The organism is Gluconobacter oxydans, assembly GCF_006539685.1.
Classification (GTDB): domain Bacteria; phylum Pseudomonadota; class Alphaproteobacteria; order Acetobacterales; family Acetobacteraceae; genus Gluconobacter; species Gluconobacter oxydans.
This window is the reverse complement of the sequence record NZ_BJNM01000039.1, coordinates 1-14,237: the sequence shown is the minus strand read 5'-3', so window position 1 is coordinate 14,237 and position 14,237 is coordinate 1. Positions and strand designations below refer to the sequence as shown.

Here is a 14,237-nt window from a genome sequence, read left to right as displayed (position 1 = left end):
TTAAGCAATAAAATAGGCTCAGTAAGTTCTCATGCTGCCGGTGTCCGGTACTGAGTGTTGGATTGAGAGAGAGAGGATTAGCCCCGTCCCTTTCAAGACTTCACAGGTCCAGAATATCACAGCGGAAACAGTCTTTACAAAAAGGACAGTTGGATCATGACTTCTGGTCTACTGACGCCGATCAAGGTTACGAAAAAGCGCCTTCTCAGCTGCGCTGCCGCGCTGGCATTTTCAGCAGCGGTACCTGTCGCTTTTGCGCAGGAAGATACCGGCACAGCAATCACGAGCTCCGATAACGGCGGCCATCCCGGGGACTGGCTGTCCTACGGCCGTTCCTATTCCGAGCAGCGCTACAGCCCGCTCGACCAGATCAATACGGAGAATGTCGGCAAGCTGAAGCTCGCCTGGCACTATGATCTGGACACGAACCGCGGCCAGGAAGGCACTCCCCTGATCGTCAACGGCGTCATGTACGCCACGACCAACTGGAGCAAGATGAAGGCGCTGGATGCAGCGACCGGCAAGCTCCTGTGGTCCTACGATCCGAAGGTTCCGGGCAACATCGCCGACCGTGGCTGCTGTGACACGGTCAGCCGTGGCGCCGCCTACTGGAACGGCAAGGTCTATTTCGGCACGTTCGACGGCCGTCTGATCGCACTCGACGCCAAGACCGGCAAGCTGGTCTGGAGCGTCTACACGATCCCCAAGGAGGCCCAGCTCGGCCACCAGCGGTCCTACACGGTTGACGGTGCCCCCCGTATCGCCAAGGGCAAGGTCCTGATCGGCAACGGTGGTGCAGAATTCGGTGCCCGCGGCTTCGTCTCTGCCTTCGACGCGGAAACCGGCAAGCTCGACTGGCGCTTCTTCACCGTTCCGAACCCCGAGAACAAGCCGGACGGCGCAGCTTCCGACGACATCCTGATGTCCAAGGCCTACCCGACCTGGGGCAAGAACGGCGCCTGGAAGCAGCAGGGCGGCGGCGGTACCGTCTGGGATTCGCTCGTCTATGACCCGGTGACGGACCTCGTCTACCTGGGCGTCGGCAACGGCTCGCCGTGGAACTACAAGTTCCGCTCCGAAGGCAAGGGCGACAACCTCTTCCTGGGCAGCATCGTCGCGATCAATCCTGACACCGGCAAGTATGTCTGGCACTTCCAGGAAACGCCGATGGACGAGTGGGATTACACCTCCGTCCAGCAGATCATGACGCTCGACATGCCGGTCAACGGCGAGATGCGCCACGTCATCGTGCATGCTCCGAAGAACGGCTTCTTCTACATCATCGATGCAAAGACCGGTAAGTTCATCACCGGCAAGCCCTACACCTACGAGAACTGGGCCAACGGCCTGGATCCGGTTACGGGTCGTCCGAACTACGTGCCTGACGCCCTGTGGACCCTGACGGGCAAGCCCTGGCTCGGCATCCCGGGTGAGCTTGGTGGCCATAACTTCGCCGCCATGGCCTACAGCCCGAAGACGAAGCTGGTCTACATCCCGGCACAGCAGATCCCGCTCCTGTACGATGGCCAGAAAGGCGGCTTCAAGGCGTACCATGACGCCTGGAACCTCGGCCTCGACATGAACAAGATCGGTCTCTTCGACGACAATGATCCGGAGCATGTGGCCGCCAAGAAGGACTTCCTGAAGGTCCTGAAGGGCTGGACGGTTGCCTGGGATCCGGAAAAGATGGCTCCGGCCTTCACGATCAACCACAAGGGTCCGTGGAACGGTGGTCTTCTGGCCACGGCCGGTAACGTGATCTTCCAGGGTCTGGCAAACGGCGAATTCCACGCCTACGACGCCACGAACGGCAACGATCTCTATTCCTTCCCCGCACAGAGCGCGATCATCGCTCCGCCGGTGACCTATACGGCCAACGGCAAGCAGTATGTCGCGGTTGAAGTGGGCTGGGGTGGCATCTATCCGTTCCTGTACGGCGGCGTTGCCCGCACCTCGGGCTGGACGGTCAACCACTCCCGCGTGATCGCCTTCTCGCTTGACGGCAAGGACAGCCTGCCGCCGAAGAACGAGCTGGGCTTCACCCCCGTCAAGCCGGTTCCGACCTATGACGAGGCCCGCCAGAAGGACGGATACTTCATGTATCAGACGTTCTGCTCGGCCTGCCATGGCGACAACGCGATCTCCGGTGGCGTTCTGCCTGACCTTCGCTGGTCCGGTGCTCCGCGCGGAAGGGAAAGCTTCTACAAGCTCGTTGGTCGCGGTGCTCTGACGGCTTACGGCATGGACCGCTTCGACACGTCCATGACGCCTGAGCAGATCGAGGATATCCGCAACTTCATCGTGAAGCGCGCAAACCAATCCTACGACGACGAAGTCAAGGCACGTGAAAACTCAACTGGCGTTCCGAACGATCAGTTCCTCAATGTCCCGCAGTCCACGGCCGATGTTCCGACCGCGGATCACCCCTGAGGCAGCGGTTTGCATAAGGAGCACGTGACATGCTGAACGCATTAACTCGGGACAGGCTGGTATCTGAGATGAAACAGGGATGGAAACTCGCGGCCGCTATCGGCCTCATGGCGGTGTCTTTCGGCGCCGCCCATGCCCAGGACGCCGATGAAGCTCTGATCAAGCGTGGCGAATATGTCGCCCGCCTGTCGGACTGCATCGCCTGCCATACGGCCCTTCACGGACAGCCCTATGCGGGCGGTCTGGAGATCAAGAGCCCGATCGGCACGATCTATTCGACCAACATCACGCCGGACCCCGAACACGGTATCGGCAACTACACCCTGGAGGACTTCACGAAGGCTCTCCGCAAGGGCATCCGCAAGGATGGTGCAACGGTCTATCCGGCCATGCCCTATCCTGAATTCGCACGTCTGTCCGATGACGACATCCGTGCGATGTATGCCTTCTTCATGCACGGCGTGAAGCCGGTCGCCCTGCAGAACAAGGCGCCCGACATCAGCTGGCCGCTCTCCATGCGCTGGCCGCTGGGCATGTGGCGCGCCATGTTCGTCCCGAGCATGACGCCGGGCGTGGACAAGAGCATCAGTGATCCGGAAGTTGCCCGCGGCGAATACCTCGTCAACGGCCCGGGCCATTGCGGCGAATGCCACACGCCCCGCGGTTTCGGAATGCAGGTCAAGGCCTACGGCACGGCTGGCGGCAACGCCTATCTGGCCGGTGGTGCACCGATCGACAACTGGATCGCACCGAGCCTGCGCAGCAACAGCGACACGGGTCTGGGTCGCTGGTCTGAAGATGACATCGTCACCTTCCTCAAGAGCGGCCGTATCGACCACTCCGCCGTCTTCGGTGGCATGGCCGACGTGGTGGCCTACAGCACGCAGCACTGGTCCGACGACGATCTGCGCGCCACAGCCAAGTACCTCAAGAGCATGCCGGCCGTGCCGGAAGGCAAGAACCTCGGTCAGGATGACGGTCAGACGACCGCTCTGCTGAACAAGGGTGGCCAGGGCAACGCAGGTGCGGAAGTCTATCTGCACAACTGCGCCATCTGCCACATGAACGATGGTACGGGCGTCAACCGCATGTTCCCGCCGCTGGCAGGCAACCCGGTCGTCATTACCGACGATCCGACGTCGCTCGCCAATGTCGTAGCCTTCGGTGGCATCCTGCCCCCGACCAACAGCGCACCGTCCGCTGTTGCCATGCCCGGGTTCAAGAATCACCTCTCCGACCAGGAGATGGCCGATGTCGTGAACTTTATGCGCAAGGGCTGGGGCAACAACGCACCGGGAACCGTGTCCGCTTCCGATATCCAGAAGCTGCGCACGACGGGTGCACCGGTCTCCACCGCGGGCTGGAACGTCTCCAGCAAGGGCTGGATGGCTTACATGCCGCAGCCTTACGGCGAAGACTGGACCTTCTCCCCGCAGACCCACACCGGCGTGGACGACGCACAATAAGCGTCCCCACCCCTGTCAGTCTGAGAGAAAGGGCGGATCGGAAACGATCCGCCTTTTTTCATGCCTGCGCTTTTCATGTCTGTCCGCAGGGCATTTCACCGCAAGGCCACCTGCACTACATAGAAACCCATGACGCGCTCATCCCTTCCGGACGCCCCTGACAACACACCACAGGTCATTTTCGCACTGGCCACGGGTCCGTCCCGCGCTGCCATCGCGATCATGCGTGCCAGCGGCCCAGGCAGCGATGCAATCCTGAAGGCACTCTGCAACGGACGCCTGCCCGCCCCCCGGCGCGTCAGCCTGCGCACCCTGCGTCATAACGGAGAGGTGCTCGATCACGCCGTCGCCCTCTGGCTCCCCGGCCCTAACTCCTATACCGGCGAAGACGGCTTCGAACTGCACCTCCACGCAGGCCCCGCTATCATCGCCCGCATCGCCGACGCCCTGACAGATCTGGGCGCCCGCCCTGCCGAACCGGGCGAATTCACCCGCCGCGCCGTCCAGAAAGGACGACTGGATCTGCTTCAGGCCGAAGCCATTGCCGACCTCGTGGACGCCGAAACCGAAAGCCAGCGCAAACAGGCGCTGCGTCAGGCCGACGGCGCCCTAAGCCGTCTGTATGACGACTGGGCCCAACGCCTGCGCCTCGTCCTCGCGCATCAGGAAGCCCTGATCGACTTCCCGGACGAAGAGCTGCCACAGGATGTGGAAGACGGCCTGATCGAAGAACTCTCGAAGCTCCAGACCGAGATGTCCGCCCATCTTCAGGACAATCGCGGTGAACTCATGCGTCAGGGCCTGACGGTCGTAATCGCAGGCTCACCAAACGTCGGAAAATCCAGTCTTCTCAATGCGTTATCTGGAACAGACGCCGCCATTGTCACCCATCGCGCAGGCACCACACGCGATGCCATCGCGCTCGACTGGGTTCTGGATGGCGTGCGCCTGCGCCTCATCGACACGGCCGGCCTGCGCGAAACCGAAGACGAGATCGAAGCCGAAGGCATCCGCCGCGCACTGTTTCACGTGAAACAGGCAGACGTCGTGCTGCATCTGATCGGCCCGGATGAGAGCCTCGACACCCTGTCCGGACAGGAAATTCCCATCCGGACGAAAATCGACATCGCACCAGCCCCGCCCGGCATGTTAGGGATCAGCACGCAGTCCGGCGAAGGCCTTGCTGCCTTGCGTCAGATCCTGTCCGAACGGGTGGCAGAACTCATGGCCGGTTCCGCCGCGCCTCCACTGACCCGCGCCAGACACCGCGCCGGAATCCAGGAGGCCGTAACCCATCTGGACCACGCACGGACCGCGACATGGCCGGAGCTTCGGGGCGAGGAACTTCGCCTGTCCATGCTGGCTCTGGGGCGTCTGACGGGACGTGTTGATGTTGAATCCCTGCTCGATGCAATTTTCGGGCAGTTCTGTATCGGGAAGTAGGTTTTGAGCGATTTCGATGTCATCGTGATCGGCGGCGGTCATGCCGGATGTGAAGCCGCAGCGGCATCGGCCCGCTTCGGCGCGCGCACCCTGCTGCTCACCCATCGGCTTGAAACGATCGGCGCCATGTCCTGCAACCCGGCCATCGGCGGGATCGGCAAGGGCCATCTCGTGCGCGAAATCGACGCGCTTGATGGCCTGATGGGCAAGGCCGCAGACCGCGCAGGCATCCATTTCAAACTACTCAACCGCTCCAAGGGCCCCGCCGTCCACGGTCCACGCGCGCAGGCCGACCGCTCGCTCTATCGCGCCGCCATTCAGGATCTTCTGGCTGCCACGCCAAACCTGACAATCCTCGAAGGCGCCGCCGGAGACCTGATCGAAGAGAACGGCCGCATCACCGGCGTCATCTGCGAAGACGGCCGCGAGTTCCGCTGCGGCGCCGTCGTACTGACTACCGGAACCTTCCTGCGCGGCGTCATCCATGTCGGCCACACCCAGACGGAAGCCGGACGCATCGGCGAAGCTCCGGCAAAGCGTCTAGGCGAACGGCTCTATGCGCTCGGCCTCCAGATGGGCCGCCTCAAGACCGGCACCCCACCACGTCTGGCCAGAGATAGCATCGACTGGGACAACCTCCCGGCCGATCCCGGCGATGCCGAGCCCGAGGCTTTCAGCCCCATGACGACGGCCATCATCAACCCGCAGGTCGTCTGCCGCATCAGCCACACGACCGCCGAGACCCACAGGATCATCAACGAGAACCTGCACCGCTCGGCCATGTATGGGGGCGCCATCGCCGGACGCGGCCCACGCTACTGCCCGTCCATCGAGGACAAGGTCGTCCGCTTCGCCGAGCGCACATCGCATCAGGTCTTTCTGGAGCCCGAAGCCCTGCCCGGCAATCCGGGCGGCGATCTGGTCTACCCGAACGGCATCAGCACCAGCCTGCCCGCCGATGTGCAGGCCGCCATGATCGCCACCATGCCCGGTCTGGAAAACGCCCGCATCGTCACGGCAGGTTACGCCGTCGAATATGATTACGTGGACCCGCGTGAACTTCTGCCCTCCCTGCAACTGCGCCGCCTGCCGGGCCTGTATCTCGCTGGGCAAATCAACGGCACGACCGGCTACGAAGAAGCCGGCGCACAGGGTCTGCTTGCGGGCCTGAACGCCGCCCGCGCCACGGCAGGCAATGAACCGCTCACGCTGGACCGCAGCGACGCCTATCTCGGCGTCATGATCGACGATCTGACCCTGCACGGCATCAGCGAACCCTATCGCATGTTCACCTCGCGCGCCGAGTATCGCCTCACTCTGCGCGCCGACAACGCCGATCTGCGCCTGACGCCAAAAGGCATCGCCGCAGGCTGCGTCCTGCCCGAACGCGAAGCCGCTTTCACCGCCCAGAAGGCGGAACTCGACGCCGCCATGGCCCGTGCAGCCGAGACGACCTTCCTGCCGCAAACCCTGCGCGACGTCGGTTTTGAAGTCTCGCTGGATGGTCGCAGGCGCACGGTTCTCGATGTCCTCGCGAGTAACGGCGACCATACGAAGCTGGACACGCTGGCCCCCTGGTTCGCCGAACTTCCCCTGCGCGTGCGTCGCCATGTCGAGACCGAAGCCCGTTATGACGGCTATCTTCACCGGCAGGATCGTGAAATTCGACAGCTCGCATCCGAAAGTGCCATCGCCCTTCCGGCCGATCTGGATTACACTGCCATCGGCGGCCTGAGCAGCGAAATGCGCGAGCGCTTTTCCCAGGCCCGCCCGACCAGTTTCGCCGCAGCACAGCGCGTGCGCGGGGTCACACCTGCCGCGTTGGTCGCCCTGCTGGCCCATGTAAGGACCCTGTCATGACCACCGTTTCACGTGAAACACACGAGAGGCTGGAGCGCTTTGCCGACCTGCTCGTGCAGTGGAACGCGAAGATCAATCTCGTCAGCCCGCGTGACATCGCCCAACTCTGGCCACGCCATATCGAGGACAGCCTCCAGCTCGCGGAACTGATCCCCGAAGGTAAGACCATCACCGATCTGGGTTCGGGCGGCGGTTTTCCGGGCATCATTCTGGCCATCGCCACCGGAAACCCCGTCACCCTGATCGAATCGGACCAGCGCAAATGCGCCTTCCTGCGGGAAGCCGGACGCATCTGCGAAGCCAGGGTCACAGTCATCGCCAAGCGTATCGAAGCCGCCAGCCCCCCTCCGGCCGACATCATCACGGCCCGGGCGCTGGCTCCCCTTAACAGGCTCCTCGAATGGGCGCGGCCATTACTGAAAGAAGACGGGTTCTGCCTCTTCCTGAAGGGACAGAAGGCACAGGCCGAGTTGACCGAGGCAAGCGCCGACTGGCACATGAGCCACAGCATTATTCCCAGCCGTACCGACCCCGGCGGAGCCATCATCAAGGTCAGTGATTTCAAGCGTGTCGTCTAAAACCGAATCTCCCACCACCCGGATCATTGCCGTCACCAACCAGAAGGGAGGCGTCGGCAAGACCACCACCACCATCAATCTGGCAGCCGGTCTCGCCCGTCAGGGACAGCGCGTCCTGCTCGTGGATCTGGACCCGCAGGGCAATGCCTCCACCGGTCTGGGCATCGACTACGACCAGCGCAACACCGGCACCTATGCCGCGCTGATGGTGGAAGCAGAGCCCCACGCCCTGCCCCAGCCGACCGGGTTCGACAATCTGGCGATCATCACCGCCAATAACGAACTGGCGGGTGCCGAGCTGGAAATGATCGGCGATGAGCGTCGCGAATACCGCCTGCGTGACGCCCTGCGCGCGCTCGAAGGCGATTACGACACCATCCTGATCGACTGCCCGCCAAGCCTGGGCCTGCTGACGCTGAACGCGCTCGTCGCCTCTGACAGCGTGATCGTGCCGCTGCAATGCGAGTTCTTTGCGCTCGAAGGCATCAGCCAGCTCGTCCGCACCATCGACCGCGTGCGCCGCGCCTTCAATGCCGACCTGCATCTCGAAGGCATCGTCCTGACGATGTACGACCGCCGCAACAACCTGTCCGAACTCGTGGCACAGGACGCGCGCGGCTTCTTTGGCGATCAGGTGTTCGAGACGCTCATTCCGCGCAACATCCGTATTTCCGAAGCCCAGAGCCACGGTAGCCCCGTACTCGACTATGACGCCCGCTCCACGGGTGCCATCGCGTATCTGGCGTTGGCGGACGAACTGATCAAACGCAACAAGAACAAGGCAAAGGCGTAACCGGCGATGGCCAAAAAGGACAGTTCTCCGCGTCTTGGTCGCGGCCTCGCGGCTCTTCTGGGCGATCAGGCCCCGCAACTCGCCCGCGCCACGCGTGCGAATGCCCAGCCGCAGCAGCTTTCCTCCCTGCCGGTGGATGTTCTGGCCCCGAGCCCCTTCCAGCCGCGACAGGACATGAACCCCGAGCGCCTGTCCGAACTGGCCGATTCCATCCGCTCACGCGGCGTCCTGCAACCCCTGCTCGTCCGTCCTGATCCGGAAAAGCCGGGCCATTACCAGATCATCGCCGGAGAACGCCGCTGGCGCGCCTCACAACTCGCAGGCCTGCACAGCGTCCCCGTCCATATCCGCGAACTGGACGATACGGACGCCATGGCCGCCGCCCTGGTCGAGAACCTCCAGCGCGCGGACCTCAACCCGATCGAAGAGGCCGAGGGCCTGCAGCGCCTGGTCACGGACTATACCCTGACGCAGGAAGAACTGGCCGGTGCCGTGGGCAAGTCCCGCCCCCACATCACCAACACCATGCGCCTGCTGAACCTGCCGCCGGAAGTCCGCGCCTACGTCCGCAACGGCGAACTCACGGCCGGTCACGCCCGCGCCCTGCTGACCCACCCCGATCCGGTCGCCGCAGCCAAGATCGTCATCGCCCGTGGCCTCAACGTGCGCCAAACCGAAGCTCTAGCTGGCGGCAAAAATACCCAGACACCGGCCAAAAAGGCACGGGACGCAGAAATCCTGCAGATCGAAAACGACCTCTCCTCCCGCCTCGGACTGAAAGTCCATATTTCCTATAACGGAAAAAAAGGCGGCTCCCTGAAGATCGACTACACGTCCCTGGAGCAGTTCGAGAGCGTCATGCGCCTGCTCAACCGCAGGTAAACCATTGAAATAAAAGGTTTTTCATTTTTTCAGCACTAAACTGCACGAAAAGATGAAAAACCCCTTGCAGCCCGGGGCAAAATCCCGCTATAAGCCGCTCCACCGGTAGACGGGCCATGGGCACATAGCTCAGTTGGTAGAGCAGCTGACTCTTAATCAGCGGGTCCAAGGTTCGAGCCCTTGTGTGCCCACCATGCCCGTCTCCGGTTATTCCCTTGAAAATCTGCGATTTTTAGACTGTCCTAGCAGCCTACAAGGCTCTTGCTGGATTGTGGCTTTGCGGACTCTGCGGATCTCCCGGACTCAATCCGGACTCATCTGAAAAACATTGGCCTTTTTGCTGCCAGCATGGGCCACCCCGGAACGTCACGCTCTCGACAGCAACAACAACAACACAAACCCATTTTTCGGTTTACGCAGAAAGTGCCTCTTACCGGGGTGCGAATTACCCCCGGATGGCAAACCCTCTAGGAGGGACCCAAGCATTTTGAGAGATATGCGTTTTGTGCATATGTCAGAGGGCTTTGGCTCTGTCTTTCTCTCCCTTGGTCTGAAAACGGTGTTATAGGTGTTAAGGTGTTTATTCGCCTTGTAAGGTATTGTTTTATATAAGTTTTCCAATAACACCTTTGGGGATTGCCACGTAACACCTTCTCAAAGGTGTTATTGATCGCTCGCCTCATTTCCCGGAAAACTGCGGTTTTCTTCTATCGGGCGCTTCTGGGTTCCACTCCGCTCTGCCAGCCTGAGATGGACAAGCCATGCGTATTGCGCATAACAAGACAAAAATCGCGGGAAGGAAACTTCCTGCGCTGACCGCGCAGACCACACATCCGGGCCGCGCCGGACCAGTCCGATCTCAGGACCCAGCAGACAGAATGCGATAGACACTGGCCCTGCCAATGCCCAGGCGCTTTGCGATCTCAGCCGGTCCGATTCCCTCGTCTTTCAACTGACGCACCCGCTCAGGATCAATGGAGGACTTCCGGCCGGTATAGATCCCGCGTTCCTTCGCAGCCTTGATTCCTTCCAGCTGACGCTCACGCCGCAGGTTCGTCTCGAACTCGGCAAACACCCCAAGCATGTCCAGGAACGCCTTGCCCGCCGCCGTAGTGGTATCCACTGGCTGCTCCGTACAACGCAAAGCTGCGCCCTTATCCTTGAGAGTGTGCATGATGGTCTGGAGATCCGCGATAGAACGCGCCAGGCGATCAATCCGCGTCACCACAAGAACGTCACCGGCCTGAAGGAACGCGAGCAGGGTTTGCAGCTCTTTACGCCCGGCGGTGGAAGTTCCCGATACCTTCTCTGATCGAATGACCTGACACCCGGTCGCCTGAAGAGCCTGCTGCTGAATTGTCAGATCCTGATCCGTCGTGCTGACGCGGGCGTAACCGTAAATGGTCATGAGGCGGCTCCAAGTGTCTCGTTTGGGTCTAGACCTTTCTCATAGAATGTCTCATATGGAAAAATCAACCCAAATGAGACAGAGGAAACCGCCAATCCTGTGTCTCATGAAAATGTCTCGTATCGGTATACTCAAAAGAGACACCTACAATCCATGCACTGAGAGCATGGCAAAAGGAGACCGCCTCAGCGGTCCCCCTCCTCCGTTCCGAGGATAGACGCCTTCACCTCATAAGCCCTGACGTTGCGATGACCAGGTGGAGAAATGACAGCAGAGTTCTTTACCTTCCCCGGCAGCAGATATCCCGTCTCAATCAGCGTCTGCACAGCATTGCGCCGGTTCAGCCCCGCCAGAGCTTCGGACATCCCTTCAGCGGTCAGGAAGTAGCGCCATTCATACCGTCCGCCGTCTCCCTTCATCCAGCGCTTCCAGCCTGCCCGGTTCTGAGTGCGGAACCGTTCGCCCGGCGGCTGGCTCTCTTCTGATTGCGCGGCATCCCCCTGGGCAGGATCAACCCAGCGTTCAAACCGGGCCTCACCATTCTTGGCAATGAAGTCACGCAGCTGAGCCACCGCCTGCTCGTCCTCACGTCGCCCGACCGTGCCACGCTCTGCAAGCCACGCCTCGAAGCAGATCCCAGCCATCACGGTGGGCGTATCGTGCTCCCAGCCGGTCAGCCCGTATTGCGTTGCCAGCTCACCGGCCGCCGCCACCATCGCAAACCGGGCAGCAACACTCCGCACCTGTCCCGAAGCCTCAGGATAGGGATGCAACCATTCTCGCATGATCTCGCCCATTCGGACCCGAAGCCGATCCTGGACAACCTCATTCCCTGACTGCGCCAGATCCTGTGTGAGCCGATGAAGAAAGGCACGCAGCGGCGCACCAAAATATTGCCCTGTAACCACCCGCAGATGACGGGCAAAGGCGTCCGGCGTGTCATGGTCATGGACATGCTCAAACAGTCCCTGTCCATGTCCGGCATCAGCAGGCAGATCCGCAAACCGCACTTCCTGCCCGGCCTTTGTCGCCTTTCCGGCCTCCCGGTTCAGATCGGCCAGTCCGAGCTCACCGGTAGACAGAAAGAGAATGCGAAACCGCGCCACGGTCCGCGCTCCACCCGTGCGAGAAGCACGCGCCTTGCCCTGCCCGTTCGAAAGCAGATAGGCGACCTCACCAGCTTCACGCGGATCCAGCTGCCCAATTTCATCCAAAGGCAGCAGCACATCACAGCTCGCCAGCGCCGTACTTTCGATCCCGTTTCCAGTAGAGCGCCAAGAGCGAATATAGCCTCCTGCCCCATTCTGAGGCGTGCCACCACAGACCGACGCCGCCACCCTTAAAGCCGTGCTCTTGCCCAACCGACTGGAGCCCTTGAACGAGATACCGCCGCCTTCTTCACCCAGCAGCCCCAGAAGCGGCGCGGCAAACGCACAGGACGCGGCAAAGACCAGCCGGCTGTTTTTCATGCACAGCGCACCAATCTGGATCTTCCAGTCCTCAACCGTGCCAGCAACTCCGAACAGCGATGCTTCACGATCCAACGTCTGCAACACCACACGCTCAGAGGTCTCTCCCAGCGTTTCATCTGGCAGGACAAACACATCCCCGCCGCCAAACCGATGCCAGCCGATCCGCGTGACACTTCTGGCCCGCTGAGAACTCTGCAAGCTCGCCAGCCATTCCAGGAAAGCCGCCTTGGCTTTAGCACCTGCGCCCAGCGTGAGGCCACCATCTGCCAACCGTGTCCGGATCTCATTGCCATCACCAGCGAACAGGGCACGCGCAAAGGCTTCCTCATGACGATGACCGTCACGATCCCGCCAGGCAAGAAGCAGCCCCCAGTTCTGCCCGGCTTCATCACGTGATTCCCCCAGCACCTCGACGGACCCACAGAGGAAAAAGGGCGCGCCATCACCATTTCGACGCCAGATCCCATCATCTCGATAAATGAACCGCCGGTCTTCACTGACCTCCTGCGCTTTCGCGCTGCCCTGATTGGCTTCTGGAAATTGGACCACCTTGGCGTTCTCAATTCCCTTGCGAATATCAGACCGGCCGCTCTGGCTTCCCGTCTGTGTCTTTTCCCCGGAGGACATCGTTCCAGTCTCCATGTACGATTTCAGGCATGGCGAGCCGAACTGTGCGGCCCTGCGATGCGAATTTCTTGAGAGCGGCTTCCAGAGCGCGACGGGCTTTTTCATTCCCGCTGTCATTGTCAGCCGCGATGATGATGTCTTTGAGAGTGTCCGGCAGAGCGACGGCCGCCATGTTGCTGAGCGACACCGCCGATAACACCTGGAACTCAGGGCAGGCCACAGCCACGGATAGCGCCGTCTCGATGCCTTCCGCGATGACCGTCATGTCACCTTCCGGAGCTACACCCAGCGCCTTGCCCGATGCCCCACGCCACAGGCGCACGCATCCGCCCGCGAATGATCCCAGCACTTTCTTGGCGTTCTGAAGGTCGGCCTTTACCCAGCCGCCGCCTGGCATTTCACTCAGCCAGGTCCGATGAACAGCCACCAGCTTTCCGGATGACCCGCAGATGGCAGCGATCATGGCGGGAAGCGGTCTCTGTACCTCGGCACACCAGAGAGACGGATTAAACCGCAGCGCACCAGGAGCGCGGCCCAGTTCACGCAGAACAATGCCCCGCCCGGCGAGATACGCCTCAACCGGTGTTCCGGCGATACCGGCCGGAGTGTCATGCCAGAGCTTCCGCGCAGATGCCCGCTTGCGCTGGGCTTCCTGATCCAGATCCTCACGCCCGCGATCCGTCGCAACCTGCCTGCGCTCAGGAGCTCGGAAAGCAGACGTGGACCCATCACCCAGCCCCAACCAGCTGACAGCCCACTTCATCGCTTCCCGCCGATCTCCCGCGAACAGGACGGCCGCCACTAGATCCAGTGCGTCCCCGCGCTCACCTGAGCTGAAATCAGCCCAGATACCTGCCCGAGAACCATTCAGATGGACGGCAAGGCTTTGCCCCTTCTCGCCAGCCAGAGACCCGCACCGCCATTCCGCACCATCCTTCCGGCCGTTTGGCAGCAGCTCCCGCGCTAGAACACCGATGCGCTCCGCCAGCATCCGTGAGAGCGTGCCCGCGTCATGCTGCCTCATGCGAGTGCAGGCTCCAGACGGGGCCCCACGCCATGAGAACAGGGCAGCGCCCTTGCAGCGCATCCGAGAGGGCAGCGCAAGCGTCACGAAGATCCGGCACGTCATTGACGACACCAGCTTCACGCTCACGCAACACATCCAGACGGGCTTTGGCCTGCCGTATAAGATCAGACGCTGCCCTGATCGCCGGATCTGCATAGGCAAAGCGCCGCCGTTCCAACTCCGCTAGGTGTTTGGTCCCGGGGTTTGATGGG

11 protein-coding genes and 1 tRNA gene are annotated in these 14,237 nt (G+C 61.6%); 8 read left to right on the top strand and 4 right to left on the bottom strand.

The features are described from left to right. The first annotated feature begins 156 nt into the window (after window positions 1–156). The 8 genes from GOX01_RS11275 to GOX01_RS11240 all read left to right on the top strand — a co-directional run bounded on the left by GOX01_RS11275 (window position 157) and on the right by GOX01_RS11240 (window position 9,646). Complete coding sequence (locus GOX01_RS11275; protein ID WP_062269005.1) at window positions 157–2,430, top strand: PQQ-dependent dehydrogenase, methanol/ethanol family; 2,274 nt, start codon at window positions 157–159, stop codon at window positions 2,428–2,430. A 29-nt stretch (window positions 2,431–2,459) separates the two neighbouring features. Beyond that, window positions 2,460–3,896 carry a cytochrome c gene (locus tag GOX01_RS11270; protein ID WP_011252628.1) on the top strand — a complete coding sequence of 479 codons (1,437 nt, stop codon included), beginning with the start codon at window positions 2,460–2,462 and terminating at the stop codon, window positions 3,894–3,896. A 129-nt stretch (window positions 3,897–4,025) separates the two neighbouring features. Continuing rightward, on the top strand, window positions 4,026–5,339 hold the full coding sequence (mnmE, locus tag GOX01_RS11265; protein ID WP_011252627.1) for a tRNA uridine-5-carboxymethylaminomethyl(34) synthesis GTPase MnmE: 1,314 nt from the start codon (window positions 4,026–4,028) through the stop codon (window positions 5,337–5,339). Window positions 5,340–5,342: 3 nt separating this feature from the next. Continuing rightward, window positions 5,343–7,199 carry a tRNA uridine-5-carboxymethylaminomethyl(34) synthesis enzyme MnmG gene (gene mnmG, locus GOX01_RS11260; RefSeq protein WP_011252626.1) on the top strand — a complete coding sequence of 619 codons (1,857 nt, stop codon included), beginning with the start codon at window positions 5,343–5,345 and terminating at the stop codon, window positions 7,197–7,199. Continuing rightward, window positions 7,196–7,777 (top strand): 16S rRNA (guanine(527)-N(7))-methyltransferase RsmG, encoded by a 582-nt coding sequence (gene rsmG / locus GOX01_RS11255; protein ID WP_011252625.1) that lies wholly within the window; start codon window positions 7,196–7,198, stop codon window positions 7,775–7,777. The genes mnmG and rsmG overlap by 4 nt, the downstream gene beginning before the upstream one ends. Further along, window positions 7,767–8,570: a ParA family protein gene (locus tag GOX01_RS11250; RefSeq protein WP_011252624.1), complete on the top strand. Its 804-nt coding sequence runs from the start codon at window positions 7,767–7,769 to the stop codon at window positions 8,568–8,570. The genes rsmG and GOX01_RS11250 overlap by 11 nt, the downstream gene beginning before the upstream one ends. Before the next feature lie 6 nt (window positions 8,571–8,576). Further along, entirely contained in the window at window positions 8,577–9,452 is an 876-nt protein-coding gene (locus GOX01_RS11245) for a ParB/RepB/Spo0J family partition protein (protein ID WP_011252623.1), read from the top strand. A gap of 118 nt (window positions 9,453–9,570) precedes the next feature. Then, window positions 9,571–9,646 (top strand) — tRNA-Lys (locus GOX01_RS11240). A gap of 665 nt (window positions 9,647–10,311) precedes the next feature. Here GOX01_RS11240 and GOX01_RS11230 read toward each other — a convergent pair. The 4 genes from GOX01_RS11230 to GOX01_RS13020 all read right to left on the bottom strand — a co-directional run. Continuing rightward, window positions 10,312–10,860, bottom strand: a complete 549-nt coding sequence (locus GOX01_RS11230; RefSeq protein ID WP_062269003.1) for a recombinase family protein — start codon at window positions 10,858–10,860, stop codon at window positions 10,312–10,314. A gap of 185 nt (window positions 10,861–11,045) precedes the next feature. Continuing rightward, window positions 11,046–12,959 carry a DUF927 domain-containing protein gene (locus tag GOX01_RS11225; RefSeq protein WP_011252621.1) on the bottom strand — a complete coding sequence of 638 codons (1,914 nt, stop codon included), beginning with the start codon at window positions 12,957–12,959 and terminating at the stop codon, window positions 11,046–11,048. Then, entirely contained in the window at window positions 12,910–13,983 is a 1,074-nt protein-coding gene (locus GOX01_RS11220) for a DUF7146 domain-containing protein (RefSeq protein ID WP_024716751.1), read from the bottom strand. Before GOX01_RS11220 ends, GOX01_RS11225 begins: the two co-directional genes overlap by 50 nt. After that, on the bottom strand, window positions 13,970–14,237 hold a 268-nt coding region (locus tag GOX01_RS13020), incomplete at its 5' end, for a hypothetical protein (RefSeq protein WP_218023018.1). The genes GOX01_RS11220 and GOX01_RS13020, both read right to left, overlap by 14 nt.

Bases quoted from the DNA above. Each gene is read 5' to 3' on its own strand.
- GOX01_RS11275 (WP_062269005.1), top strand. From the start codon at position 157: ATGACTTCTGGTCTACTGACGCCGATCAAGGTTACGAAAAAGCGCCTT.
- GOX01_RS11270 (WP_011252628.1), top strand. From the start codon at position 2,460: ATGCTGAACGCATTAACTCGGGACAGGCTGGTATCTGAGATGAAACAG.
- mnmE (WP_011252627.1), top strand. From the start codon at position 4,026: ATGACGCGCTCATCCCTTCCGGACGCCCCTGACAACACACCACAGGTC.
- rsmG (WP_011252625.1), top strand. From the start codon at position 7,196: ATGACCACCGTTTCACGTGAAACACACGAGAGGCTGGAGCGCTTTGCC.
- GOX01_RS11245 (WP_011252623.1), top strand. From the start codon at position 8,577: ATGGCCAAAAAGGACAGTTCTCCGCGTCTTGGTCGCGGCCTCGCGGCT.
- GOX01_RS11230 (WP_062269003.1), bottom strand. From the start codon at position 10,860: ATGACCATTTACGGTTACGCCCGCGTCAGCACGACGGATCAGGATCTG.
- GOX01_RS11225 (WP_011252621.1), bottom strand. From the start codon at position 12,959: ATGTCCTCCGGGGAAAAGACACAGACGGGAAGCCAGAGCGGCCGGTCT.
- GOX01_RS11220 (WP_024716751.1), bottom strand. From the start codon at position 13,983: ATGAGGCAGCATGACGCGGGCACGCTCTCACGGATGCTGGCGGAGCGC.